The following is a 21,922-nucleotide window of genomic DNA, read 5'->3' as shown; positions in this document are numbered from 1 at the left end:
CGTCATCCGGGGCCTCTCTCATTTTATGGGCCTGCTGCTCTTATGGGCCTGCCATGGATGCCAACCTGATCACCCTTGGCGCGGCAGGCGGAGATCTGAGAGGCGCAATATCTGGCGTCCCTGCCCATCGAAGTTCTCATCCGCCAGCCAGCGCTCGAAGGCCGTTTTTAAAGTCGGCCATTCGCCGTCGATCACAGAGAACCAGGCGGTATCCCGACTACGCCCCTTGTCCACCCGCGCCTGGCGGAAGGTGCCCTCATAGCTGAAGCCGAGACGCAGCGCCGCATGACGGGAGGGCCAGTTGAGATCGTTGCACTTCCACTCGTAGCGCCGGTAGCCGAGCGCGAAGGCGTTGCCCATCATCAGCGCCATGGCGGCGGTAGAGAGGCGGGTGCGCTGCAGGGCGGGGGAGAAGTGCAGCCAACCCACCTCTATGCTGCCGGCTGCGGGATCGATACGCAGATAGCTGACGAGCCCCAGCGCCTTGCCGCTCGCCTCGTCCACAATAGCGTAGAACTGGGGATCCACCTTGTTGGCGCTCTGTTGCAGCCAGGCCAGCATGGCCGGCTCGTCCTCGAAGGGGCCGCTGGTGAGATAGGTCCACATGGCCCCGCTGTCGGCACCAAATGCCTGCCAGAGTGAGCCGCAGTGGCGCGCGGGATCCAGCGGCTCCAGCCGGCAGCCCCAACCGCTCATGATGGCCTTGGGAGGAAACTCGGCCCCCGCCCACTCCGGCACCTCGGCGCCAACGGGTTGATCAAACTCGTTCATCAATGGCTTAACAGGCACAGGCAATCCCTCCTTCCAACAAGACACCGGCCTCGCTGCCGGTGGCGACGGCGAAGCCGTCCTGGCGCCACCAGTGCAGGCCACCGATCAATTCTTTTACCTGAAAGCCCAGCGCCGCCAGCTTGTAGGCCCCCTGGGTCGAGCCGTTGCAGCCGATGCCATCGCAGTAGCAGACATAGACCTTGTCCCTCGGCAGGGTCGCCGTGCTGGCGGCATTCATGGTGCGATGAGGGAAAGAAACCGCCCCCGGAACATGGCCCTCGGCGTAGTGGGCGGGGGAGCGGGTGTCGATGACCACAATCCCCTCCTCTCCCTTAAGCAGGTCCGCGGCCAGATCCGCCGGATCGGTGCGATATTGCAGCTGTGCCTCGAAAAACGCGCGGGCATCTTGTGGGCTCGCCACCCCGGTACTCAATACATGACTCATACGGACTCCTGATATAACGAGACCTCGGTACTGACCTGGGTTCTGACCGAGTTGGCGATAAAGCACTGCTCATGGGCCTGATGATGCAGTTGCTCCAGCTCGGCCAGGCTCGGCTGGCGTTCACCGGCAAACAGCACCTGGGGGCGCAGGGTGACGCGGGTGATGGACTGACGACCGCGCTCGTCCACCTCCATGATGCCGATCGCCTGATCGCGATAGCGTTCCACCAGATAGCGCGCCTTGGCCGCCAACCAGAGGAAGGTCAGCATGTGGCAGCTGGAGAGCGCCGCGACAAAGGCTTCCTCTGGGTCGACATTCTCTGCCACCGAATAGGGCAAGGGCACCACATGGGGAGAGGAGGAGGCGGGTACCCGCACACCGCCATCAAATTCCCACTCATGGGCCCGGCTGTAACGCTGATCGAAGAAGGGCTCGCTGGCGCCCCGTTGCCAGTTGATAAGGGCACTGAACTCTGACATTCCGACTCCTTGTGGTGGTTGTACTCCTGTCTCAGATCCTCAATGTAGCGCCATAATGGACTTGCCACCCCGACCAATTTTGCCAATATAAGCAGACCAATTTTTGTGGGCCGAGGGCCCACCCGGAGGCCAGCATGACCGCCCTGCCCACCCTGTTTGCTGATCAGCAGCAAAGCAGCCTACCGCTGCACGAGCAGCTGGTACGCACCTTGCGGGAGGCCATCTTGGTGAGGGCTCATCTGCCCAAGCCCACGAGGAGCCTGATATGACCGTCCTGTCGACACTTTTTGCCGACCAGCAGCAAAACGACCTGCCGCTGCACGAGCAGCTGGTACGCACCTTGCGGGAGGCCATCTTGGTGAGGGCTCATCTGCCCAAGCCCACGAGGAGCCTGATATGACCGCCCTGCCGACACTTTTTGCCGACCAGCAGCAAAACGACCTGCCGCTGCATGAGCAGCTGGTACGCACCCTGCGCGGCGCAATTCTGGCCGGGCACCTGCCCCAGCACAGCCGCTTGCCCGCGAGCCGCCTGCTGGCGAGCGATCTCGGCATCTCCCGCAGCACGGTGGAGCTGGCCTATGGCCGGCTGGAGGCCGAGGGATACTTAGTGCGCAAGGTGGGCGCAGGCAGCTTTGTGGCGCTGGCGGCGGTGCGACCCAAGCCTCGCCCGCCCCAGTCGGCGGCCGGGCTGTCCCGCCGTGGTCAGGAGATGGCGGCAGGGGGCGCCTGCGAGGAGGTGCCAGAAGTGGGCAGCTCCTTTGCCTCCAGCCAGCCGGATCCGCGTATCTTCCCACAGGCACTCTGGGGCCGGCTGATGCAGCAGCAGTGGCGCCAGCGTGCCAGCCACTGGATGAACTACGGGGATCCGCAGGGGTTGGCCGAGCTGCGCGCCGCCATCAGCGGCTATCTGGTGCAATCGCGCGGCGTGCAGTGCGAACCGGATCAGATCCTGATCCTCACCAGCTCCCAGCAGGGTATCTTGCTGGCGACCCAGTTGCTCATCGATGCAGGGGATAGCGTCTGGGTGGAGGATCCCGGCTATCCCGGTGCGCGCACCGCCATGGAGAGTGCCGGCGCCCGCATCCACCCTGTGCCGGTTGACGCAGAGGGCCTCAATCCCACGGGGGGGCTACCGCAACCCAGGCTCATCTACTGCACCCCGGCCCACCAGTATCCCCTCGGGGTGCCCATGAGCCTGGCGCGCAGGATGGCAATATTGGCGGAGGCCGAGCGCCACGGCGCCTGGGTGCTGGAAGACGATTACGACGGTGAGTATCAGTACGATCAGCGCCCGCTGCCCGCCCTGCAGGGGCTCGATAGCCAGGGGCGGGTCATCTATGTGGGCACCTTCAGCAAGGTGCTGTTCGGTTCACTGCGGCTCGCCTATCTGGTGCTGCCGCGCCCGCTGATGGAGGCCTTCAGCCGGGCCCGCGCCGCCTTCGACGGTCACAGCAACCAGTTGCAGCAGGCGGTCGCGGCTGACTTTATCCGCGCCGGCCACTTTGCCACCCATTTGCGCCAGAGCCGCCTGCTCTACCAAAGCAGGCGGGATCTGCTGCTACGGGAGCTGGCCGAGCATTGCCCTCTGCTCACCCCCATCCACAGCGGCGCCGGATTGCAGTGCGCCGCCTTGCTGCCAGCGGGCGGCGAGGAGCGCTGGACTCTGGCCGCCAATGCACTGGGGCTGGGCCTGCGCCCCCTTGCCCAGTTCTACCTGGGCGAGCCCAGGCTGGAGGGCTGGCTGCTCGGCTTTGGTTGCCTCGACAACCAGACCCTGCGCCAGCTTTGTCGTCGGCTGGGTGAGGTAATGAGGGGTTAGCCCTGCGCCTCTGTCACACGACGAGGCGAGACTCGACCAGCCTCTGCCCGGTGAGGCAGAGCATGGCCCCCAAGCTCGCACGTCGGCTCAGAGGGGAGTCACAGGCCTATCCTGACTGTCCCTGCATAGCTCCAGCCAGGCCTCGGCGGTGCGGGAGAGGTAGCGCTTGGCGGGCCAGATCACCCCGAGCCGCCAGCTCAGCTCGGGCTTCAGTGGCCGCAACACCAGGCCGTCCGGAGTCAGCCGCCGGCAGATGGGCTCTGGCAGGAAGGCGACCCCCATGCCGCTGCGCACCATGGCGGTGAGAAAGTCCCACTGGCTGCTGCGCGCCGCCACCTGGGGCGTGAACCCCGCCTGCTGACACGCCTGCTCCAGCCGCTCGCTCAGGGTGAAGGCCTGGGTGTAGAGCAAAAATGGCTCCTCTTTCAAATCCCCCAGCCGGATCTCGGCCCTATCCCGCCAGCGCGGCAGATCCGGCAGCACCACCTGGATGGGATAGCAATCCAGCTCAAGGGCGCTCAGGGCCCCCTCCTCCTTGGTCGGCAACATGGTGATGGCGAGATCCAGCTCCCCCTCCAGCACCGCCTGCTCGATGCGCCGCCCACCATATTCGACGATGGAGAGCTCCACTTTGGGGTAGCGGCTGCGATAGGTGCGGATGAGATCCGCATAGACGTGGCCCACCATGGGCGGGATGCCGAGGGCGAGGCGGCCGTGTTGCAGGCTCTGTAGATCGGCGAGCTCCGCCTCCAGTTGCTGCATCTGGGCCAGCACCAACTGGCCATGGGTGAACAGCACCTGGCCGCTGTCGGTCAGGGTGAAGCTGTGCCCCGAGCGACTCAGCAGGGGCTGACCCAACTCCTCCTCCATGCTGCGGATCATCTTGCTGATGGTGGGCTGGGTGACGAACAGCTTCTCGGAGGCGCGGGTGAAGCTCTGCTCCCGCACCAGTTCGACGAAGTAACGCAGGGCTCGGATATCCATGGCGGGGATCCTGGTGATGAAGTTTAAAACATGCCAAATTGGCATTATTTTTATAATTTAAATTCATTTTTTGCAGGTTTACCACCCTCTTATACTGTGATCAGATTCACAGACAGACCTCCATCATGAAAACCTTCTGCCTTCGCTGGCTGCAAACCATCTCCCAAATCGTCCTGTTGGCCGGCATCTGGCTGCTGGCGGACACCGCCGTGCGCACCTTCCATCTGCCCCTGCCCGCCAACCTCACCGGCATGCTGTTGCTGCTCGTCTGCATCCTGCTCGGGGTGGTCAAGGCCCAGTGGTTCAGCGCCGGCGCCCGCTGGCTGCTGGCGGAGATGCTGCTGTTCTTCGTGCCCGCCGTGGTGGCCGTGGTCAACTATCAGGATCTGCTGCTGGAAGACGGGTGGCGCATCATGTTGGTGCTGGTTGTCAGCACAATTTTGGTGCTTGGCACTACCGCACTGGTGGTTGACAGAGTCTATCGCTTCGAACTGATGCTGGCTCGCCGGAGTCGTCGCCATGTCTGACACCCTGCTCGGCCTGCTCTGCTTCGCCCTCACCCTGCTGTTCTACTACGCCAGCAAATGGCTCTATGCCCGCAAGCGCATACTGCCGCTGATGCCCCTGCTGCTGGCCCCGGCCCTGCTGGTGGCGATGGTGATGCTGTTCAAGATCCCCTATCAGGACTACATGGCCGAATCCCACTGGCTGCTCTGGTTGCTGGGACCGGCCACCGTCGCCTTCGCGGTGCCGGTTTACGAGAACCGCCAGCTGATGCGCCGCCACTGGCTCTCCTTGTCGGTGGGGGTCATCGCCTCCGTCATCATGGCGGTGGGCAGCACAGTGCTGCTGGCGCGCTGGCTGCACCTCTCCGAGCTGCTACAACGCAGCATGGCCATGCGATCCATCACCACCCCCTTCGCGGTGGAGGCGACCCGCTCCGTGGGTGGCAACGCCGATCTCACTGCCCTGTTCGTGGTGCTGACCGGAGTGATCGGCATGGCGGTGGGGGAAAGTGTGCTGGCGGTGCTCGCCATTCGCAGCCGCCTCGGCAAGGGGGCGGGCTTTGGTGCCTCCGCCCACGGCGCCGGCACCGCCAAGGCGTACCAAATGGGTAACGAGGAGGGGGTGGTCTCCAGCATGGTGATGATGATCGCCGGCATGGCGACCGTGCTGTTCGCCCCCCTGCTCGGCAAGCTGTTCTGGTAACGCACGCCAACCATCTGCTCTGCCACAAAAACAGAAGAGGCGCCCTGGGGCGCCTCTTCTTCATTGCTCTTAACCATCATAGGCTGGCGCAGATCTGCCACAGATCGTACTGGATCGCTGCCGCCGTCACCTCACGCCCCGCCCCCGGCCCCTGAATGACCAGGGGGTTGGTGCGATAGCTGTCGCTCTCGATGGCGAACACGTTGTCGCAGGGCAGCAGGTTCGCAAACGGGTGGTGTGGCTCCAGCGCCTCCAATCCGACCCGCGCCTTGCCGTCGTGCTCGAAGCGGGCCACATAGCGCAGCACCTTGCCGACCCGGCGCGCCCCCTCGAACGCCGCCAATATGGGGGCATCCAGCTCCTTGAGGCGGTCCATAAACTGATCCGTGGTCAGCTTGCGCAGAGACACGGGCACCAGATTTTCCAGCTCGATGTCGGCGGAATCCAGCTCAAAGCCCGCCTCACGGGCCAGGATGAGCAGCTTCCTGCGCACATCCTGACCGGAGAGATCTTCGCGCGGATCCGGCTCGGTCAGGCCGTGCTGCCAGGCCTCGTCCACCAGCTCGGAGAAGGGACGGCTGCCGTCATACTGCTGGAACAGCCAGGAGAGGGTGCCGGAGAAGATGCCGGACACGCTCTGGATGCGATCGCCGCTCTGGCGCAGCATCTGGATGCTGGACTGGACGGGCAGGCCGGCCCCGACCGTGGCGTTGTAGCGCCACTGCACCTGATGATCCCGGCAGGTCTGCTTGATGCGCTGGTAGAACTCGCTCTCGGCGGCGCCGGCAAACTTGTTGGCGGCGATGATGTGAATGCCGAGCTGGGCGAAGTCCGGGTAGTAGCGGCTCACCGTCTCGCTGGCGGTCAGGTCCAGCGCGATCAGGGTATCGAAGCCGTGCTGCTCCAGCTGACCCAGTAGCTCGGGCCAGATGAGGGGTTTGGGGTCAAACTTGTCCCGCACCTTGAGGGGATCCAGCCCCTCCTCGTCCAACAAGCCGCCCTTGGAGTCGAACACCCCGTACAGGGTGAGTGCCAGGTTGAGCTCATGTTCGAGCCGTGCCTTCTCACGGGCGTAGAGGCTAAGCCAGTGGCCGCCGATGTTACCTTTGCCAAACACCACCAGGCCGACCCGGGTCGGGCGGCTGAACAGGGCGCTGTGCAGGGCGATGAGCAGGGGTTCCAGCACCACCTGGCGCACCACGGCCACCAGGCTCAGACCATCTCTGGCCACCTGCACGAACTCCAGCGGCTGATCCGCCAGCAGCTGATAGAAGCGGTGACACTGCTCAGCGTTGTCGGTGACGCCGGCGCCGACCAGCGCCACCAGGCTGAAGCCCTCCTTCTGGATGAGGCCGGTGAAGCTGCCCTGCAACTGGAAATCCCGCAGCACCTCGAAGGCCCCTTCCGCCACTTCCAGGGTGTAGGCCAGACGCAGCACCCGCCGATCCGGCTGGCGCTGCAGGGTGAGTGGGTTGAGGCGATGGCGGGCCAGATGGGCCTCGATAACCGCCACCGTCTGCTCAAAGCTGGTCTGGGGCAGCACTTTGAGCTCGATCAGCGCAATCTGATCCACGGAGGAGACGATGCGCGCCCCGCCGGAGCGCGGTGCCCGGCGCAGAATATGGGTGCAACCCTCGTCCGGGTTGTAGCTGCAACGCAGGGTGAGGCGCTGGCGGCTGTCGGCCACCGGCTGCAGGGTACGGGAATGCAGCACGGAAGAACCGAGGCGGGCCAGCTCGTTGGCCTCCGCCAGGCTCAGGCGCTCCAACAGGCGCGCCTCTTTGACCCGGCGCGGATCCGCGCTATAAACCCCGGCCACGTCGCTCCAGATGGTTGTGGATTCGCCGTCCGCCAGCGCCGCCAAGAGGCTGGCGCTGTAGTCGGAGCCGTTGCGACCGAGCAGCAAGGAGCGCCCTTCCAGATCCGCGGCGATAAAGCCGGTCACCACGATGCGACCGGAGTGCTCCGCCAGGCGGGCCTTGAGCAGCTCACTGGAGATGGCGGTATCGACCTTGACCAGGGCGCCGTCTTCGGCGCGCAGGAAGCTGCGGGCATCGAGCCAGATGGTGGGTTCGCCACGGCTGCTGAGCAGGGCGGCCAACAGGCGCGCAGACCAGACTTCGCCAAAGGCGAGCAGGCCGTTGCGCTCGAAGCGATCGAACTGCCCTTCCAGGGTCTTGGCGATCAGCTGGGTGTCGTCGGCGAGCTGCTTGCTCAAGTCGAGCTGCAATTCCCCCTCCAGCAGGCCGTCGATCAGGCTCTGCTGATAGGCGTGCAGGGCGGTGATGGCTTCACCGGCGGCCTCATCCCCGGCTTCCGCCAGCTCCACCAGCTGGATCAGCCGGTTGGTGGTCTTGCCAGCGGCGGAGACCACGATCAGTTCATGACCGCCGACCTGCTGTTCGACGATAGCGGCGACCCGGCGATAACAGACCGGATCCGCCAGGCTGCTGCCGCCAAACTTGTGCACATGGCGCCGCTTTTGTACCGCTTCTGCTGCCACCGCTACCTCTCCTTGCTGCTGTTCCATTTACTTCACCTGCTCTGCCAATGCTGCTTGTTCAAATGCCTGGGCCAGGTCGGCCACCAGGTCTTCACCGTGTTCTATGCCCACCGACAGGCGCAGCAGCTGGGCGCTGATGCCCGCCGCCTGTTGCGCCGCCGGAGTCATGGCCCTGTGGGTCATGCTGGCGGGATGGGCCACCAGACTCTCCACCCCGCCGAGGGATTCGGCCACCGAGAAGAGCTCGAGGGCCGCCAGGAAGGCGCGCAGCCCCGTCTCGTTGCAATCGAGTTCAAAACTTAACATGGCGCCGAAGCCGGACTGTTGACGGCGCGCAATCTCGTGACCCGGGTGGCTCGGCAGGCTGGGGTGATAAATCGTCTTCACCAGCGGCTGTTGCTGCAAGAAGGCGAGGATCCGGTCCGTGTTCTCCTGATGGGTGCGCAGGCGCGGCGCCAGGGTGCGCAGCCCGCGCAGGGTGAGGTAGGAATCAAAGGCCCCCGAGGTCAGCCCCAGACAGTTGGCCCACCACACCAGGGATTCGGCCAGTACCTGCTCCTTGGCGATGGCGACCCCGCCCACCACATCGGAGTGGCCGTTGATGTACTTGGTGGTCGAATGCACCACCACATCGGCGCCGAGGGTCAGCGGTTGCTGCAAGAGCGGCGAGAGGAAGGTGTTGTCTACCGCCACCTGGGCACCCACCTCGTGGGCCGCAGCGGCGATGGCGGCCACGTCCACCACCCGCAGCAACGGGTTGGAGGGGGTCTCCACCCACACCAGCGCGGGTTTCTGGGAAAGCGCCTCGGCCAAGGCCGCTTCATCCCCCTGATCCACGAACTGCACTCTGTAGTGACCCTTGGCCGCCAGGTATTCAAACAGGCGCCAGGTGCCGCCGTAGCAGTCGTGGGGGGCGATCAGCAGATCGCCGGCCTTGAGCAGGGCGGTGGTCACCAGGTGGACGGCGCCCATACCGGTGCCGGTCACCACGGCGCCCGCCCCTCCTTCCAGCACCGCCAGCGCGTCCGCCAGGTTGGTGCGGGTCGGGTTGCCGGAGCGGGCATAATCGTATTGACGGGGTTCGCCAAAATCGGCAAAGGTGTAGTTGCTGGAGAGGTAGATGGGCGGCACCACGGCACCGTGCTGTGTATCTGTCTCGATCCCGGTACGTACCGCCAGGGTGGCCTTGTGGGTCATGTCACTCTCTCCTTGATCTGTCGCTGGACGCTGGCCGTTGTTTCCCTGCCACACCCGTTTTTGCCATCGCTGGCCTATGGTGAACCACCTTACGCCAGCGCAAAAAAGCCGTCAACACTTCTAGACGTCTAAATGGCTTTGCTGTTGGATTGCCATCTAATTCCGTAAGGGTTAAAATCCGCGCTCACGGCCAAATGAGAACAGGTGAATCATGGGTACAGAGTGGAACGGCGACTACGTCAGCCCCTATGCGGAACACGGCAAGAAGAGCGAACAGGTCAAGAAGATTACTGTCTCGATCCCGCTCAAGGTGCTGAAGGTGCTGACCGATGAGCGCACCCGTCGTCAGGTGAACAACCTGCGTCATGCGACCAACAGCGAGCTGCTCTGTGAAGCCTTCCTGCATGCCTTTACCGGTCAGCCGTTGCCTTGCGACGATGACCTGCGCAAGGATCATCCGGACAGCGTCCCTGCCGAGGTCCGCGCCATCATGGAAGCGCTCGGCAAGGAAATTGAAGACTTCGACGCCGAATAGTCTGCCGAGCAGATGGCAAAGAGTCCTCCCCCTTCAATGACGCGGCCCCTGGCCGCGTCATTGTCATCCACTCCCCTTCCGTTCAGCCTGCGCCGCTATCAGCGCGATGTCAGCAGCCACAGCCACGACTTCGCCCAGCTGGTGATCCCATTGGACGGCCCCATCGAGATAGAGGTGCATGGCCAGGGTCAGCGCCTCGCACCTGGTTTTGCCTGCGTCATAGCGCCGGGCCAGCGTCACGACTACGCCGCCGATCCGGCCCTCTCGTTTCTGGTGCAGGAGAGCCAATGGCTGCCAGCTGCCCTCACCGAGCGTCCCTTTATTGCACTGGACGAGCCTCAGCGTCACTACCTCGCCTTCCTGCGCCAGATGGTGGTTCAGGGTCGCCACGTGGCGGGGATGGAGCAGGTCTGGCTGGGGCTGCTGGCCGAGGCCCAGGGCATGGGCCCGACCCTTGCCCCCCGCATGCTCAGGGTGCAGCGCCATATCGAGGCTCACCTCGCCGAGCCCCTCACCAACGAGCGCCTCGCCGCCCTCGCCTGCCTCAGCCAGAGCCAGTTCAAACACGCTTTTCGCCAGCAACTCGGCATGAGCGTCTCCCACTACATTCGAGGGAGGCGCATGGCGCTGGCGCGCACCCTGCTGACCCAGACTCCCTTGTCCATCGGCGAGATAGCCTGCCGCTGCGGCTACCAGAATCAGGGGGCCTTCGCCGAGCGCTTCCTCACCGAGACCGGGCTGACCCCTTCCCTCTGGCGCCAGCAAAACGGCCAGCGACCGTAACCGGGCGGCTCTGCGCCGAAGACAAGACGGCGGTGGATCGGGCATGCTGGCCATCACGCTAAACAGGCAAGATGAGGAGCCAAGATGCAGACCATAAGCTGGCAGGATTTCGAGATGGTGGAACTGAGAGTCGGCACCCTGGTGCGGGTCGAGCCTTTCCCCGAGGCACGCAAGCCCGCCTACAAGGTGTGGGCGGACTTTGGCCCGGAGCTTGGGGTGCGCAAGAGCAGCGCCCAGATAACCGACCTCTATCAGCCGGAAGATCTGCTGGGCCGCCAGATAGTGGCGGTGGTGAACTTCCCTCCCAAGCAGATAGGTCCCATCCAATCGGAGTTTCTGCTCACCGGTTTCTACCGGGCGGACGGCGCCGTGGTGATGGCCATCCCGGAGCAGGCGGTGGAGAACGGCGCCAAGCTGGGCTGAGTCAGTGGATAAAGCAAAGCCGTATAAAACAAGAGAGGCGACCCAGGGTCGCCTCTCTTCCTATTTCCGCCGCCGATTAGAGGCCGTACGTTACTTCAGCAGGCTGAACAGCAGCGCCGACACCGCCAGCGCACCGGTCAGCAGGATGAAGCCGTTGGCCCAGCCCTGACGAAAACGCGCCAGCGCCTCCACCTTGTAGATGGCCACCACCGGCATGATAAACAGGATCATGGCGATGACGGGGCCGGAGAGGGTCTCCATCAGACCGAGGATGCCGGGGTTGATGACGGCAGCCCCCCAGATGGCGAAGAACATCAGGGCGATGCCGAGCTTGTCTGCCTTCCCGAGCGACAAACCGGTGGGCTTGGCGATCAGGCTTTTCAAGCTCTCGCGCGCCCCCAGGAAGTGGCCGAGGAAAGAGGAGCTGATGGCAATGAAGGCGATGAGCGGCCCCAAAGTCACGATCACAGGGTTGTCGGTGATGTTGGCGAGATAGGAGAGCACGGAAACGTTCTGGGCCTTGGCCTCCGCTAGCTGCGCCGGGGAGAGGCTCAGCACGCAGGAGAAGACGAAGAACAGCACGAAGCCCACCAGCATGACGGTGGTGTTGCGCAGGATGAGGCCACTCTTGGCCTCTGCCTGCTCGCCGTATTCCCGGCGCTGCACGTTGGCAAAACCCGAGATGGCGGCGGCGTGGCTGAAGGCGAATACCGTCACCGGCAGCGCCAGCCAGACGGTGTTGAGAAAACTCGTGCCCTCGAAGGCGGTCATTTCTGGCCACTGCCATTGGGGAATGAGATAGCAGGAGAGCGCCGCCAGAATGGCCGCCAGCGGGTAGACCATGAAGGCGAAGGCCCGCAGCATAGCCTTCTCACCGGCCAGCATCACGGCGATCATGGCGAACACCAACACGCCGGACAGCATCACCCGGTTCGGGGTGGCCATGCCGAGCTGGTTGATCATGAAGCTCTCCACCGTATTGGTCAGGCCGACACCGTAGATGAGCAGGATGGGGAAGATGGAGAGAAAATAGAGCGCCGAGATGAGTCGGCCGGCCATCTTGCCAAAATGCTCCTCCGCCACCTCGGTGAAATCCGCCTGGGGACGGGAGGAGGAGAGCACGAAACGCGCTAGGCCACGGTGGGCCAGGAAGGTCATGGGACCGGCCAGTACGGCGACGATAATGAGGGGCCAGATCCCGCCGAGCCCCAGATTGATGGGCAGGAACAGGATGCCGGCGCCGACAGCGGTGCCAAACAGGCTGATGACCCAGTGGGTGTCGTGACGACGCCAGCCGGTGTGGGCGACGACGGATTGGGAACCAGGCAGCTCCGCTGTGACTTCTGCAGATAAACTCATCGATAATTCACTCATAACCAGTATTTTAATCTGCGATCATTGTGCTCCTTCAGAATTTAATTCTCAAAAAAGGGAACTGGCAGATCTCACTACCAAAGCCCGCCTCAGCCAGTGAGATTGGGAATAGGATCTCGCTCACAGAATCCAATAAATCCTGATAAATGAAATTTTACGATATATAAAACCAAATTATCACGCAAGTTTGATTTTTTATTTTGACAGATCATTCATTTACAGAATTACAGAAACCAAGACACTACCCACCTCCGATTACTTGTGACGATCCACTGCCATACTCGTCCTTCACCAGCGGATATCCCTGTAATAACCCGACCAAAGCAGAGGATCACGCTAAACAATAGGGCGACCCTGAGGTCGCCCTATGACTGGTCGGCGGTGGGTTGTCAGCCCGCTCAATGAGCCAGTATGTTGCCCCAGTCGAGATCCGGATCTCCCATCACGATAAAGTCAGGGTTCTCCAGCGACTCCGTCTCGTTGTAGCTGAGCGGCTGCAGCGCCAGGCTGAGGATGCGCCCCCCCGCCGCCTCGACGATGCACTGGGCGGCGGCGGTGTCCCACTCGCCGGTGGGGCCGAGGCGCACATAGCAATCGGCAGCGCCTTCCGCTACCAAACAGGACTTCAGCGAGCTGGAGCCAAGCGGGATCAGCTCGTAGTTGATGGCTGGGTTGAGGCGGCGGGTCAGCATCTCCAGTTTCTGGCGCCGGCTGATGGCCACCACCAGCGCATCTGGCTGATCGTGCTCATGGTGCATGGCGCTGATGGGATAGACCTCGCCCCCCACCTCCTTGAAGGCGCCGTGGCCGCGCACCGCCCAGTAGAGCACGTCGGCTTCGGGGGCATAGATGACGCCAAGCACCGGCACATTGTCCCGCACCAGGGCGATCAGGGTGGCGAAGTCGCCGCTGCCGGCGATGAACTCACCGGTGCCGTCGAGGGGATCCACCAGCCAGTACTGGCGCCAGTTGGCGCGCTGGCTGAAGGGCACATCGGCCGCCTCTTCGGTCAGTACCGGAATATAGGGAGTCAGCGCCGACAGCGCCCCCTTGAGGTAGGCATCGGCAGCAAGATCGGCACTGGTGACCGGGGTCGCATCCTCCTTCAGCTGACGCTCAAATTGACCGCCGTGATAGATTTCGTGAAGGATCCGCCCCGCTTCACGGGCGATCTCCTTGACCCCAGGCACCCAGGCCAACAGCTCCTGCATCTTGCTACCCTCTGTGTTGATGACCCTTTACGGGCGTGTATTCCCCTGCTCCGCCAGCCACTTCTGGGCCAGCAGCAGGGCACTGATGCTACGCGACTCGGTAAAATCCGGCCGCGCCAGCAATTCGTCGATACGGTTCAATGGCCAGGGGATCACCTCGAGCGGCTCCGGCTCGTCGCCGATGCGCTGCTCCGGGTAGAGATCCCGGGCCAGTAGTATGTCCATCCGGCTGGAGAAGTAGCCCGGCGCGAGCGACACCTGCTTGAGGGGGATCAGGCTGTTGGCGCCAAAGCCCGCCTCTTCCATCAGCTCCCGGTTGCCCGCCTCGAAGGCGTTCTCGCCCGGATCGATCAGCCCCTTGGGGAAGCCCAGCTCGTAAGAGTGGGTACCCGCCGCGTATTCGCGCACCAGCAGCAAGGTGTGCGTATCCAGCATGGGCACCACCATGACGGCGCCCCGGTTGCCGCCGCGCATCCGCTCGTAGACGCGCTCCTCGCCGTTGCTGAATTTGAGGTGCAGGGACTCCACCTTGAACAGCCGGCTCTCGGCCACTATCTCGGCCTTGAGGATCTCCGGCTTGCTCTTGTCATGAGCGATCATATCCACACGAATGTGTTCAGGTTTGCTCTTGTGGTGCTCACTCATCGGGGGCGCTGCTCGTTAAAAAATCGTGCTTCAAGAGTAAACGACTCCCCGAACGAACACCACGGGGCAAGGCCGGGAAAGCGGTCTGAAAAATCCGTTATAATGCCGCTCTTTTTTCAGCAGCGTTTGTTACAAGAAGGGATATGCATGCCGACCTCACTGCCCTGGCACCAAATTGATACCGTTTTGCTCGACATGGATGGCACCCTGATCGATCTGCATTTTGACAGCCACCTGTGGCAGACCCTGGTACCGATGCGTTATGCCGAGCACCACCTGCTGCCGCTGGCCGAGGCCAAGGCACAGATCGATGCCCACTATCAGGCGGTGGCCGGCACCCTCGATTGGTACTGCGTGGATTACTGGAGCCGGACTCTGGATCTCGATATCCGGGGGATGAAGCAGGAGATCCTGGAGAAGATCCAGTGGCGGCCCCACAGCATCCCCTTCCTGACTGCCTTGCGGGCGGCGGGCAAGCAACTAGTGCTCTTTACCAATGCCCACCCCGCCAGCCTCGCGGTCAAGGAAGCGCGACTCGGCCTGGGCGAACATCTGGATCTGATGGTGAGCACCCACGAGCTGGGCTGGTCGAAAGAGAGCCAGCACTGCTGGCAGGCACTGGCGGCGCGGTTGGCGTTCGATCCGGCCCGCACCCTGTTTGTCGATGACAGTGAGCGGATCCTGCGCGCCGCCGCCGACTATGGCATCGGCTATCAACTCGCCATCCAGAACCCGGATAGCCAGCAGCCCGAGCAGTGCATCACCGCCTTCCCGGCCATACGGGACTACGCCGAATTGCTGCCGCTGGCGGGTTGAGGCCGGATTACTGCCCCCCCCGCCATGTCACGGCCATGCCAGATGACTGCCGCTGGCCGTGAGCATCTGCCAGTGGCCACATAACAAGGGCTGCCTGGGCAGCCCTTGTTATGCTCGCGTAGCGCCGGGCTCAGTCCAGCCACACCACCAGCTGATACTGCTTCTTGCCACGGCGCAGCAGCAGGTAGCGGCCAAACAGCCGATCGCTCAAGACCAGCGCCTCATCCTGCTTCGGCTCGCCGTTGAGGGCGATGGCACCGGCCGCCAGCAACTCGCGGGCGATGCGCTTCGACGCCGCCAGACCGCAGGTCACCAGCAGGGTCACCAGATCCTGTGGCCCCACCACCCGGCAGCTCGGCATGCCATCTTGCGCCAATTGGGCCAGATCCTGTTCGCCAAGGCTCGCCACCTCACCGCAGAACAACAGCTCACCGATGCGCCGCGCCGCCGCTAGCGCGACCTTGCCGTGCACCAGCTCGGTCAGCTCGTCGGCCAGCACTTGCTGCGCCTGCTTGCGACCCTGCCGCCTGGCATCCTCGGCTTCCAGCGCAGCTATCTCGGCAAGCGGCATAAAGCTGTAGTAGCGCAGGAAGCGGTAGACATCCTCGTCCGCTGTGCCGAGCCAGAACTGGTGGAAGGCGTAGGGCGAGGTGAGCGCCGGATCCAGCCAGATGGCGCCCCCTTCCGTCTTGCCAAACTTGGTGCCATCCGCCTTGGTGATGAGCGGCAGGGTCATGCCAAAGACCTGGGCCTGGTGCAGGCGGCGGGTGAGATCCATGCCGCTGGTGATATTGCCCCACTGATCGTTGCCGCCGATCTGCAGGGTGCAGCCGAGCCGCTCATGGAGCACGGCGAAATCCTGGGATTGCAGCAGGGCATAGGAGAACTCGGTGAAGGAGATGCCCTGATCCGGGCGAGCGAGGCGCTGGCGCACCGATTCCCGCGCCAGCATGGCGTTGACCGAGAAGTGTTTGCCCACATCGCGCAGAAAATCCAGCGCCGACATCTGCCCCATCCAGTCGGCGTTGTTGACCAGTTGCGGCGCGGCCAGCCCTTCTCCCGCAGGCAGCAGGGCAGCAATCTGGGTCGACAGGCTGGCCACCCAACCCTGTACGGTGTCAGCGCTGTTGAGGCTGCGCTCGGTCGCCTTGAAACTGGGATCGCCGATGAGCCCGGTGGCGCCACCGACCAGGGCCACCGGGGTGTGTCCGGCCAGCTGGAAGCGGCGCAGCATCAACAGCGGTACCAGGTGGCCTATGTGCAGGCTGCCGGCGGTGGGATCAAACCCGCAATAGAGGGTGCGCGGATCGCTCAGGTGATCACGCAGCGCCACCGGATCGGAATTCTGGGCAATGAGGCCGCGCTGGGTCAGCTCGTCGAGCAACTGGGGGTTTGTCATAGGATCTCCGGACTGCGGGGAAAACCCTTATCCTCCCTCCCCGGCGGCGGTGCGACCATGTCCCCCAGGGGACAGTTTTATCACCCCGTGCTAGCATTCCGGTCCAATGGGCCCCGCCCCTTGTCTGGAAGCCAAGCCTGTCATGAACAACGCCGCCCTCACCACCGATCTGACCGCCGTCGTCGATGCCCTGCACGGCAACGCCTTTGCGGCGGCGCTGGTGCGACTCATCCAGCGACAGGTGGCGTTCGATTGTGCCCTGCTGCTCGGAGTCGGCCAGCGCCCCGTCTACCTCTATGACAATCTCAGCCATCAACGGGAACTGCTGTTTGAGCGCTATCTCGCCGGTCACTTCGGTCAGGATCCCTTTATGCAGGCACTGGCCAGCGGGCTGGAGGCCGGAGTCTGGACCCTGACCGAGGTCTCCCGCGGCGCGCTTGATCCTGACTATCACCAGCGCTTCTATCAGGCCACCGGCTGGCAAGAAGAGGTGGGGCTGATCCTGCCGGTGCGTCCCGGGCTGACGCTGATGCTGTTTCTCGGCCGACTCGCGAAACGTCGAGCCCTCAGTCGGAGTGAGCGAGCCAGGCTGGAGGCGCTGTTTCCGCTTGTCCACTCCCTCTGTCGCCAGCACTGGCAGCAGTCAGAGCCCCTGCTGGCGGAGAGTGCGGCGAAGATTGCCGCAAGCAGTACAACAAAGGGCGCCGTCCAGAGTAGCCCGGACGGCGCTACTCTCAAGATGGCCATTGCCCAGGGGATGGAGAGCATAGGTGGGACGCTGCTGACCCGGCGGGAGCGGCAGGTGGCCAGTTTACTGCTGCAGGGGCTCGACACCGAGGCCATCGCCAATACCCTCGGCATCGGCGCTGGCACCGTAAAAAATCACCGTAAACACCTCTATGGCAAGCTGCGTGTCGGCTCACAGGCCGAGCTGTTTGGCTTCTTCCTCAATCATCTGATCACGGCCCCCGTGCACGGCGAGGCCCCGGACGGCCTTTTCCAGACTCTATAACAGAACACCCCGCAAAAGCGGGGTGTTGTTTAACCAGCAAGCCTCAGATCCGGCCCTGATAACGCAGCGGGAAGCGACCCTGACCATCGGGCTGACCGAGGAAGGGCAGCCCCTGCTTCATCTGATCCGGCAGCTCAGGCCCCGGTTTGAGAGTGCCCTGGAACAGATACTGGCGATTGGCCTGCAACTCCAGCTTGCCCAGCACCTGCACCGCCTCCGAGCCCTGTTTGATCTCGGCCACCAGCTTGGAGTCGAGGCAGGTCAGCTTGACCTCGGGATCCCCCAGTGGCAGCTTGCCCGCTGGCGTATCGGCCACGGCATCGTACCAGTAGAGGTTGCCGTACAGCTCGTCACACCAGGGATTGCCCTGAGCGAACTGATCGACCTTGAGCTGCAACTGCCCCGCCGCGGTCAGCGGGAACGGCAGCCGCATCGGCACCCGCTCCAGCAGCCAAGGGGCGGGAGCGTTGAGGGTGATGTCACGGCCGAAGGCCGCACCATTCCAGCCCACGATCCCCTGCCCGTTGAGGCCGGATCTATCGCCAAAACGCAGGGAGACCTCGGGGGCAAAGCGCAGCAGCGACCAGCTATTGAGTTCCCAACGCAACTGGGTCAGCGACTCGCTGGCGTATTGCAGGCGCGCCACCTGGCCGCTCCAGAGGGTGCCACTCACCCCCTCCAACCGCACCATATTAGGTGGCAGCGGCAGATAACGGACCACCAGGGAGGCGGGCAGTTGCACCAGCAGGAAAGCGAGATAGGCCAACAGGAACAGGCTGGCAATCAGGACAGGTTTTTTCATTGGGGACGACTCAGTTGTAAACGCCTGACCTTGACCAGGCCCGGTGCCAGATTCTCACGGGCCACTTCGATGATTTGAACCTGCACCCCGTGCTGATCCGAGAGGGTCGCCAGCCAGAGCAGCAGATCATCGAAGGGAACCGTATCGATCCACACCTGCAGCTCCTGCCCCTGGGGTTGCAGCCGGGCTATCTTGATCTTTTGGTTGAAGGCGGTGCGGTTGACCACCCCGTCCAGGGTGCCGCTGGTGTCTATCTGGCGGCCGCTGTTGCCCTGCAATGCCAGCACCTCCTGCCCTTTCTCCTTCAACCAGGCCAGCGTCTGCTGCTGATTGGCAACCTGCCGCTCACGCTCGGCGATGCGGTTGGCTACGGGCTGCCAGATGAGCCAGTAGCAGAGTCCGATCAGCAGGATGCTGCCCCCCACGGCCACCAGCCGCTGCTCGCGGGTGCTGATGCCGTGCCACCAGCCTTGCAATTTGTCCATCATGATGATTTACCCTTGAGTACCAGTGCCCCTTCAACCTTGCCCTCGGTGCTGCGCACCTCGCCCTGTTGCACCTCGAAGCGCTTGCCCGCCAGTTCGCGGAAACGCTCGATCTCGGTGAAACCGGGGGCGGTGACCTGCAGCCTCAGCTCGCCACGGGTCGAATCAAAGCGCAGTACCTCGGGTTTGAGGCCCGGCACCTCGGCGAACACCGGCGCCAGCTCGGTCAACAGCAGCAGGATCCCGTCCTGCGGGGCCTGACCCATCTGCTTGAGGTGCTGGGTCATCTGGCTGCGGGCGTTGACGATGCGGGTCTCTCCGGGGAAGATCTTGGTATAGACCTGCCGGATCTCGGCCTTGAGCGCCTTGTCTTGCTCCGTCAGCTGATAGAGCTGCACCCCGCGCTGGGTCAGGGCCACCAGCAGCAAAAGCCCGGCCACCACGGCCACCCTACGCCATTGCAGCCAGTAGCGGGAGTATTCGGTCTGTGGCCGATAGGGCCCCTGCAACAGGTTCGCCTGGCAGGTCAGCGCCCCCTTGGCCAACAGCAGCATCGGCAGTTCCGGATCCGCAGCCTGCCAGTTGGCGGCCGGGATGGCAGGTACCGGGGTATGGCTGTGAATGGTGACCGGCTCGGCCTGGGTCGCCAGCAACATGGCCAGCAGCGGCTCTTCGGCCACTATGCCCTGGCGAGGCCCTTGGCGCAGCAGCCATTCGTTCCCCAGTTGCAAGGCAGACCAGCCATCGGCGGCCAGCGGCAGGGCCAACACATCCGGCAACAGCTGCAGGCTCTTAAGGCCCGCCTGCTGCAACCAGCCGAGCCAGATCTCCATCTTGGCTTTGTCTACCGCCATCAGATCCACCTCGTTGCCCTGATGGCCGAGCACTACCAGGTGCAAGGCATCCACATCGGAGGCGATCTGCTCTTCCAGCAGGTAGGGCAGCGCCGCGGCGGCCTGACGGTTATATTTGCCCGGCAGGCTGACCCGCCGGAAGATAAGATCGCTGCCGGGCACCAGAGTCACCACGGGGCGACCACCGGCACGCTCGCGCAGCTCACCCAGGGCATGGGCGGACGCCAGGGTGCCGGAAGCGATGATCTCCTGCTCCTGCGTCGACCACACCAGCCACTCGACCGGCTGCTGCGCATTGGTCCCCAGACGGATGACCAGACTCTCGCTCACAAATAGTTCTCCTGCCATACCCGCCTGCATCCTTGTCGATGGGCGGGGCCGCAGCCTTCGGCTGCAGTCCAGATAAGGGGCGGGACGGATGGCAGCCCCTGGCTCGCCATCCCCCCGTGATTGGGTATCCTCATGCCAGCGCGCAGCGGCAGCATCAATCGCTATTCGGCGCCGTCATTCAGGCGGCGCAACATCACCAGCTTGTTGTCCTTGGCTCGCTGGAATACCGTCTCCAGCCGGGCCCTGGTGTCACCCACTTCGGCCAGCAAACTGGCCTCGAAGTAGCTGCTCTTGATATCCAGCGCGGCATCGAGGCCGGTGATGGTGCTCGCCTGCACCGGCAACTGATCCGTCAGCTCTTTCTTCTCCTTCCAGCCCTTCTTGGGGCGGCTGCTCAACGCCTGCTTGGCATCGTCGAGGCTTATCTTGCCCTGATAGAGGCCGACCAGCAGGGCCGCCCGCTCAGGCTTGATGGTGTTGATGTTCACCACCAGCTTGTCATTAGGCAAGGCGCAGACATAGGGAGCGAGTCGGGCATAGAGTGCGCCAGTCATCCCGCGCACTGCCCGCAACTCATCCGTGCTCAGCATCCACTGGTTGGCCGCCAGATAAGGGGGATTGAGCCCCTCGTAATAGGCATCTTCGGCGCCGTTGCTGGAGACCAATTGGGTGTCCTTGTCGGTCCAGTCACGGATGGCATCGGTGAGCTGCACCGCCTCGTAATCCTCGACCTCCAGCTCCGTCAGCAACGCCCTAAACACCTTGACCGGATAGGGCTGCTTTTCCAGATCGTCGCCACTCTCCCCTTCCTTGAGGGCCACGCTCAGGCTGTTGAGGTTGAAGCAGGATTGCAGATCCCGCACCCGACCGGACAGGGTGCCGTCATCGGTCGGGAAGACGCCATCCTCGCGTGCCCAGTTCTGACCCAGGCTCACCACATTGGGGTCATCCTTGAAGTCCTGGTTGAGCACCTTGATCACCAGCGCCTCGGCCGACATGGCATACCACCAGGCCTGCTTGCCGGCGGTGAGGTTGCTGGTGCGGCGCAACTCGAGCTGCAGCCGGCTGCTCATGTTGCTGGCGATGATCACCATCACCGACAGGATCAGCAGCACCACCAGCAGCGCCATGCCCCCTTGCCGACCGGGGCGGGTGCGACGATCAACGCCCATTTTCAGCCCTTTGGCCACCGGCCCCGATCAGGAACTGGCGCCGCAGGGTTCCGTAGTCTTCCAGATCCAGCTCCACCGCCAGCCCATAGGGCAGCAGGTCGCGCTGGGTCCACTCCTCCTTCCAGACGCCCTTGTCGTAGAAATAGAGCCGTAGCGCCGTCACCCCGGTCAGCACCGGCTGAATGCGCGGCTCAGTGCCGATGGAGGGATCCGGATAGAGGTAGCTCATGCGCTCCAGCGTTCTATCCTTGAGCCGCCAACCCACCCGCTGCAGGCCGGATCGCGGCAAGATGCCATCCGGGTTGAGCCAGCCCCCGCGAATGAAGGCCATGCCCCAGTCGTCACTCTGCTGGCCGAAGCGGGACGCCGCCAGCAGCACCTTGTTGTTCTCGCCCTCACTGCGGCCGCTGCGAGGCACCATCTGACTGATGTCTCTATCCAGCAGGCCGAACGCCAATTGCAGCTCGGACAGCCTAGCCTCTTTCTTCTTGGCCACCTCGTCGCTGGTGAGCACCCCTTGCAGCACCTGGTAGGCACCCATGCTCAGACTGGCGAAGATGGCGATGGCCACCAGCATCTCCAGCAGAGTGAAACCTCCCTGCCGAGAATGACGTCTCTGTACTGGTGATGGCCCAAGCAGTGTCTCCCGCAGAGTAAAGCCACCCTGTCGAG

General features: G+C 63.6%; 25 protein-coding genes. 10 read left to right on the top strand and 15 right to left on the bottom strand.

Going from position 1 to position 21,922, the window contains the following annotated elements; translation table 11 throughout:
- Positions 1-69: 69 nt before the first annotated feature.
- The 3 genes from BN1137_RS12835 to BN1137_RS12825 are packed head-to-tail and all read right to left on the bottom strand — an operon-like array spanning position 70 to position 1,695.
- The gene (locus BN1137_RS12835) at positions 70-771 is read right to left on the bottom strand and encodes a GNAT family N-acetyltransferase (protein ID WP_050718978.1); all 702 of its coding nucleotides are present in this window, start codon (positions 769-771) and stop codon (positions 70-72) included.
- Positions 772-778: 7 nt separating this feature from the next.
- Positions 779-1,216 carry a rhodanese-like domain-containing protein gene (locus tag BN1137_RS12830; protein ID WP_050718977.1) on the bottom strand — a complete coding sequence of 146 codons (438 nt, stop codon included), beginning with the start codon at positions 1,214-1,216 and terminating at the stop codon, positions 779-781.
- A complete protein-coding gene (locus tag BN1137_RS12825; RefSeq protein WP_050718976.1) occupies positions 1,213-1,695 on the bottom strand; it encodes an OsmC family protein in 483 nt (160 codons plus the stop codon). Before BN1137_RS12825 ends, BN1137_RS12830 begins: the two co-directional genes overlap by 4 nt.
- 134 nt (positions 1,696-1,829) lie before the next feature.
- Between BN1137_RS12825 and BN1137_RS23050 the strand changes: the two genes are divergently transcribed.
- Genes BN1137_RS23050 through pdxR form a run of 3 tightly spaced genes read left to right on the top strand, consistent with a single transcriptional unit; the run spans position 1,830 to position 3,516 of the window.
- Positions 1,830-1,964 (top strand): hypothetical protein, encoded by a 135-nt coding sequence (locus BN1137_RS23050; protein WP_269745124.1) that lies wholly within the window; start codon positions 1,830-1,832, stop codon positions 1,962-1,964.
- Positions 1,961-2,095, top strand: a complete 135-nt coding sequence (locus BN1137_RS23045; RefSeq protein WP_269745123.1) for a hypothetical protein — start codon at positions 1,961-1,963, stop codon at positions 2,093-2,095. The genes BN1137_RS23050 and BN1137_RS23045 overlap by 4 nt, the downstream gene beginning before the upstream one ends.
- On the top strand, positions 2,092-3,516 hold the full coding sequence (gene pdxR, locus BN1137_RS12820) for a MocR-like pyridoxine biosynthesis transcription factor PdxR (protein WP_050718975.1): 1,425 nt from the start codon (positions 2,092-2,094) through the stop codon (positions 3,514-3,516). Before BN1137_RS23045 ends, pdxR begins: the two co-directional genes overlap by 4 nt.
- An 87-nt stretch (positions 3,517-3,603) precedes the next feature.
- Here pdxR and BN1137_RS12815 read toward each other — a convergent pair whose 3' ends face one another.
- Complete coding sequence (locus tag BN1137_RS12815; protein WP_050718974.1) at positions 3,604-4,500, bottom strand: LysR family transcriptional regulator; 897 nt, start codon at positions 4,498-4,500, stop codon at positions 3,604-3,606.
- A 125-nt stretch (positions 4,501-4,625) separates the two neighbouring features.
- Between BN1137_RS12815 and BN1137_RS12810 the strand changes: the two genes are divergently transcribed.
- Both BN1137_RS12810 and BN1137_RS12805 read left to right on the top strand, forming a co-directional pair.
- A complete protein-coding gene (locus BN1137_RS12810; protein ID WP_050718973.1) occupies positions 4,626-5,027 on the top strand; it encodes a CidA/LrgA family protein in 402 nt (133 codons plus the stop codon).
- A complete protein-coding gene (locus BN1137_RS12805; RefSeq protein WP_050718972.1) occupies positions 5,020-5,709 on the top strand; it encodes an LrgB family protein in 690 nt (229 codons plus the stop codon). Before BN1137_RS12810 ends, BN1137_RS12805 begins: the two co-directional genes overlap by 8 nt.
- Before the next feature lie 76 nt (positions 5,710-5,785).
- On the opposite strand, the gene BN1137_RS12800 is transcribed toward BN1137_RS12805, so the two are convergent.
- Both BN1137_RS12800 and metB read right to left on the bottom strand, forming a co-directional pair.
- Complete coding sequence (locus BN1137_RS12800) at positions 5,786-8,239, bottom strand: bifunctional aspartate kinase/homoserine dehydrogenase II (RefSeq protein ID WP_050718971.1); 2,454 nt, start codon at positions 8,237-8,239, stop codon at positions 5,786-5,788.
- Positions 8,240-9,409 (bottom strand): cystathionine gamma-synthase, encoded by a 1,170-nt coding sequence (metB, locus tag BN1137_RS12795; protein ID WP_050718970.1) that lies wholly within the window; start codon positions 9,407-9,409, stop codon positions 8,240-8,242.
- A 211-nt stretch (positions 9,410-9,620) separates the two neighbouring features.
- Here metB and metJ point away from each other — a divergent pair, with 211 nt between their 5' ends.
- The 3 genes from metJ (at position 9,621) to BN1137_RS12780 (ending at position 11,150) form a co-directional block, all read left to right on the top strand.
- A complete protein-coding gene (gene metJ / locus BN1137_RS12790; RefSeq protein ID WP_005315809.1) occupies positions 9,621-9,944 on the top strand; it encodes a met regulon transcriptional regulator MetJ in 324 nt (107 codons plus the stop codon).
- A gap of 36 nt (positions 9,945-9,980) precedes the next feature.
- Positions 9,981-10,727 carry a helix-turn-helix domain-containing protein gene (locus BN1137_RS12785; protein WP_050718969.1) on the top strand — a complete coding sequence of 249 codons (747 nt, stop codon included), beginning with the start codon at positions 9,981-9,983 and terminating at the stop codon, positions 10,725-10,727.
- An 84-nt stretch (positions 10,728-10,811) separates the two neighbouring features.
- A complete protein-coding gene (locus tag BN1137_RS12780) occupies positions 10,812-11,150 on the top strand; it encodes a tRNA-binding protein (protein ID WP_050718968.1) in 339 nt (112 codons plus the stop codon).
- 90 nt (positions 11,151-11,240) lie between these two features.
- Here BN1137_RS12780 and BN1137_RS12775 read toward each other — a convergent pair whose 3' ends face one another.
- The 3 genes from BN1137_RS12775 to nudE form a co-directional block, all read right to left on the bottom strand.
- A complete protein-coding gene (locus tag BN1137_RS12775) occupies positions 11,241-12,509 on the bottom strand; it encodes an aromatic amino acid transport family protein (protein ID WP_050718967.1) in 1,269 nt (422 codons plus the stop codon).
- A 413-nt stretch (positions 12,510-12,922) separates the two neighbouring features.
- The gene (gene cysQ, locus BN1137_RS12770; RefSeq protein WP_050718966.1) at positions 12,923-13,735 is read right to left on the bottom strand and encodes a 3'(2'),5'-bisphosphate nucleotidase CysQ; all 813 of its coding nucleotides are present in this window, start codon (positions 13,733-13,735) and stop codon (positions 12,923-12,925) included.
- A 27-nt stretch (positions 13,736-13,762) separates the two neighbouring features.
- Positions 13,763-14,380, bottom strand: a complete 618-nt coding sequence (gene nudE, locus BN1137_RS12765) for an ADP compounds hydrolase NudE (protein ID WP_050718965.1) — start codon at positions 14,378-14,380, stop codon at positions 13,763-13,765.
- A gap of 147 nt (positions 14,381-14,527) precedes the next feature.
- On the opposite strand from nudE, the gene yrfG reads away from it, so the two are divergent.
- Positions 14,528-15,196, top strand: a complete 669-nt coding sequence (gene yrfG, locus BN1137_RS12760; protein WP_050718964.1) for a GMP/IMP nucleotidase — start codon at positions 14,528-14,530, stop codon at positions 15,194-15,196.
- Between the two features lie 130 nt (positions 15,197-15,326).
- On the opposite strand, the gene tyrS is transcribed toward yrfG, so the two are convergent.
- The gene (gene tyrS, locus BN1137_RS12755) at positions 15,327-16,595 is read right to left on the bottom strand and encodes a tyrosine--tRNA ligase (protein ID WP_050718963.1); all 1,269 of its coding nucleotides are present in this window, start codon (positions 16,593-16,595) and stop codon (positions 15,327-15,329) included.
- A gap of 142 nt (positions 16,596-16,737) precedes the next feature.
- Here tyrS and BN1137_RS12750 point away from each other — a divergent pair, with 142 nt between their 5' ends.
- Positions 16,738-17,607: a LuxR C-terminal-related transcriptional regulator gene (locus tag BN1137_RS12750; RefSeq protein ID WP_083443450.1), complete on the top strand. Its 870-nt coding sequence runs from the start codon at positions 16,738-16,740 to the stop codon at positions 17,605-17,607.
- Between the two features lie 43 nt (positions 17,608-17,650).
- Here BN1137_RS12750 and exeN read toward each other — a convergent pair whose 3' ends face one another.
- The 5 genes from exeN to exeJ form a co-directional block, all read right to left on the bottom strand.
- Positions 17,651-18,409 carry a GspN family type II secretion system protein ExeN gene (exeN, locus tag BN1137_RS12745; RefSeq protein ID WP_050718961.1) on the bottom strand — a complete coding sequence of 253 codons (759 nt, stop codon included), beginning with the start codon at positions 18,407-18,409 and terminating at the stop codon, positions 17,651-17,653.
- The gene (gene exeM / locus BN1137_RS12740; protein WP_050718960.1) at positions 18,406-18,897 is read right to left on the bottom strand and encodes a GspM family type II secretion system protein ExeM; all 492 of its coding nucleotides are present in this window, start codon (positions 18,895-18,897) and stop codon (positions 18,406-18,408) included. Before exeM ends, exeN begins: the two co-directional genes overlap by 4 nt.
- Complete coding sequence (gene exeL / locus BN1137_RS12735; protein WP_157433754.1) at positions 18,894-20,078, bottom strand: GspL family type II secretion system protein ExeL; 1,185 nt, start codon at positions 20,076-20,078, stop codon at positions 18,894-18,896. Before exeL ends, exeM begins: the two co-directional genes overlap by 4 nt.
- Positions 20,079-20,239: 161 nt before the next feature.
- Positions 20,240-21,250, bottom strand: coding sequence for a GspK family T2SS minor pseudopilin variant ExeK (gene exeK, locus BN1137_RS12730; protein ID WP_198150638.1), 1,011 nt, complete (start codon positions 21,248-21,250; stop codon positions 20,240-20,242).
- On the bottom strand, positions 21,240-21,890 hold the full coding sequence (gene exeJ / locus BN1137_RS12725; RefSeq protein WP_157433753.1) for a GspJ family T2SS minor pseudopilin variant ExeJ: 651 nt from the start codon (positions 21,888-21,890) through the stop codon (positions 21,240-21,242). Before exeJ ends, exeK begins: the two co-directional genes overlap by 11 nt.
- Positions 21,891-21,922 lie beyond the last annotated feature (32 nt).

It is taken from the genome of Aeromonas tecta (assembly GCF_000820185.1).
GTDB classification, from domain to species: domain Bacteria; phylum Pseudomonadota; class Gammaproteobacteria; order Enterobacterales; family Aeromonadaceae; genus Aeromonas; species Aeromonas tecta.
Note: the sequence above shows the minus strand (reverse complement) of the source record. Positions and strands in the feature narration are given on the sequence as shown.

Bases quoted from the DNA above. Each gene is read 5' to 3' on its own strand.
- BN1137_RS12835 (WP_050718978.1), bottom strand. From the start codon at position 771: ATGAACGAGTTTGATCAACCCGTTGGCGCCGAGGTGCCGGAGTGGGCG.
- BN1137_RS12830 (WP_050718977.1), bottom strand. From the start codon at position 1,216: ATGAGTCATGTATTGAGTACCGGGGTGGCGAGCCCACAAGATGCCCGC.
- BN1137_RS12825 (WP_050718976.1), bottom strand. From the start codon at position 1,695: ATGTCAGAGTTCAGTGCCCTTATCAACTGGCAACGGGGCGCCAGCGAG.
- BN1137_RS23050 (WP_269745124.1), top strand. From the start codon at position 1,830: ATGACCGCCCTGCCCACCCTGTTTGCTGATCAGCAGCAAAGCAGCCTA.
- BN1137_RS23045 (WP_269745123.1), top strand. From the start codon at position 1,961: ATGACCGTCCTGTCGACACTTTTTGCCGACCAGCAGCAAAACGACCTG.
- pdxR (WP_050718975.1), top strand. From the start codon at position 2,092: ATGACCGCCCTGCCGACACTTTTTGCCGACCAGCAGCAAAACGACCTG.
- BN1137_RS12815 (WP_050718974.1), bottom strand. From the start codon at position 4,500: ATGGATATCCGAGCCCTGCGTTACTTCGTCGAACTGGTGCGGGAGCAG.
- BN1137_RS12810 (WP_050718973.1), top strand. From the start codon at position 4,626: ATGAAAACCTTCTGCCTTCGCTGGCTGCAAACCATCTCCCAAATCGTC.
- BN1137_RS12805 (WP_050718972.1), top strand. From the start codon at position 5,020: ATGTCTGACACCCTGCTCGGCCTGCTCTGCTTCGCCCTCACCCTGCTG.
- BN1137_RS12800 (WP_050718971.1), bottom strand. From the start codon at position 8,239: ATGGAACAGCAGCAAGGAGAGGTAGCGGTGGCAGCAGAAGCGGTACAA.
- metB (WP_050718970.1), bottom strand. From the start codon at position 9,409: ATGACCCACAAGGCCACCCTGGCGGTACGTACCGGGATCGAGACAGAT.
- metJ (WP_005315809.1), top strand. From the start codon at position 9,621: ATGGGTACAGAGTGGAACGGCGACTACGTCAGCCCCTATGCGGAACAC.
- BN1137_RS12785 (WP_050718969.1), top strand. From the start codon at position 9,981: ATGACGCGGCCCCTGGCCGCGTCATTGTCATCCACTCCCCTTCCGTTC.
- BN1137_RS12780 (WP_050718968.1), top strand. From the start codon at position 10,812: ATGCAGACCATAAGCTGGCAGGATTTCGAGATGGTGGAACTGAGAGTC.
- BN1137_RS12775 (WP_050718967.1), bottom strand. From the start codon at position 12,509: ATGAGTTTATCTGCAGAAGTCACAGCGGAGCTGCCTGGTTCCCAATCC.
- cysQ (WP_050718966.1), bottom strand. From the start codon at position 13,735: ATGCAGGAGCTGTTGGCCTGGGTGCCTGGGGTCAAGGAGATCGCCCGT.
- nudE (WP_050718965.1), bottom strand. From the start codon at position 14,380: ATGAGTGAGCACCACAAGAGCAAACCTGAACACATTCGTGTGGATATG.
- yrfG (WP_050718964.1), top strand. From the start codon at position 14,528: ATGCCGACCTCACTGCCCTGGCACCAAATTGATACCGTTTTGCTCGAC.
- tyrS (WP_050718963.1), bottom strand. From the start codon at position 16,595: ATGACAAACCCCCAGTTGCTCGACGAGCTGACCCAGCGCGGCCTCATT.
- BN1137_RS12750 (WP_083443450.1), top strand. From the start codon at position 16,738: ATGAACAACGCCGCCCTCACCACCGATCTGACCGCCGTCGTCGATGCC.
- exeN (WP_050718961.1), bottom strand. From the start codon at position 18,409: ATGAAAAAACCTGTCCTGATTGCCAGCCTGTTCCTGTTGGCCTATCTC.
- exeM (WP_050718960.1), bottom strand. From the start codon at position 18,897: ATGATGGACAAATTGCAAGGCTGGTGGCACGGCATCAGCACCCGCGAG.
- exeK (WP_198150638.1), bottom strand. From the start codon at position 21,250: ATGGGCGTTGATCGTCGCACCCGCCCCGGTCGGCAAGGGGGCATGGCG.